Source organism: Candidatus Frankia alpina (assembly GCF_902806485.1).
Classification (GTDB): domain Bacteria; phylum Actinomycetota; class Actinomycetes; order Frankiales; family Frankiaceae; genus Frankia; species Frankia alpina.
Map to the genome: position 1 here is coordinate 1 of NZ_CADCWT010000494.1, position 1,141 is coordinate 1,141.

General features: G+C 64.6%; 1 pseudogene. It reads left to right on the forward strand.

The window, feature by feature from the left end:
* Positions 1 to 647: pseudogene (locus G6R25_RS24145) on the forward strand (hypothetical protein); the annotation flags it as partial.
* Positions 648 to 1,141 lie beyond the last annotated feature (494 nt).

Consider the following 1,141-nt stretch of genomic DNA (forward strand, 5'->3'; position numbering starts at 1 on the left):
TCCTCCGCACCGAGCACCGCAGGACCGCAGGACCGCCTGAAACCCAACACACCAACACGACATTGATGTCACGCAAAGCGACGAAACGTTACCGGGAAAGGCTCAGCGGCTACATCATCCTGTATGCCGCCGTCGCACTATATGCGGGGCGGAAGATGTATGAGGGCCGTCTGACCCGCAAGGGACTGTTCGCAATCTGGGGCCTGGAGATTCTCACCTCGTGCGTCTTCGAGGCGATCGGCACCGGCGTCGACGTCTACACCCACTATGGCCCCTACGAGCTGCGGATCTGGAACTACCCAGCCGTGATCGGCGTGCTCGAGGGCACCCAGACAGTCCTGTTCACGGTCCTGGCCGTGCAGATCTGGCGGCGCGTCTCCCGTCCTTGGGGCCTGACCTCGCTGTTCGCTGCCTTCCCAATCACGATGTTCGGAGCGAACTTCGGCGTCAGCAGCCCCATCATCATCGCGCTGCACCTGGACGGCAAGGACTTCTCCCGCGGGCTCGTGTGGGCCGCGACCTTCCTCACGATGGCCCTCTGCGTCCTGGCCATCCACGGCGCATCGAAGTTCCTTCCTCGGCCCCGCGCGGTCGTCGAGCCCGACAGCCTGCCCGTCCCGTCGAGCGACGACGCACTACTGGTGTGACTGCGCTCACCACCCGGACGTGCTCGGGCCGAGGTCAGAGCGGTAGTTGTCAGGGCAAGTGAGACAGTCGGTTGCTACAGTAATCGCAGTAATCGCAGTAATCGCAGTAATCGCCGTGATGTTGGACGTGTACGGTCGCCAGCAGCGCAGCCGGTTTCTTCGATCAGCGACGATCTGCGCACGGCTGGACCTGGTGCGCCGGCCAAGTTCTTGCAGAGTTGGACCGGGTCCGTGCCCGCAGATCGGCGAGCGGAAGTCCATGCAAAACGCCGGGCTCCGCCGTCGCGGCTTCGGCGGACCCGATGGACGCTATGCAGGCTGCCGCCGGGCGGATGATTGCCGACTGGGTTCCGACGGCGCACCGTCCATCTGGGTCTTGACCAGCCTCTGGGTCCTCCCGCCTCCACCCGCGGTCCCAGAGGAACGCCTGTCCTCATGACAAGCCCGGCCGGGACTCGTAGCTGGCCTTCCGACTCATCTAGCCTCTCAACGGG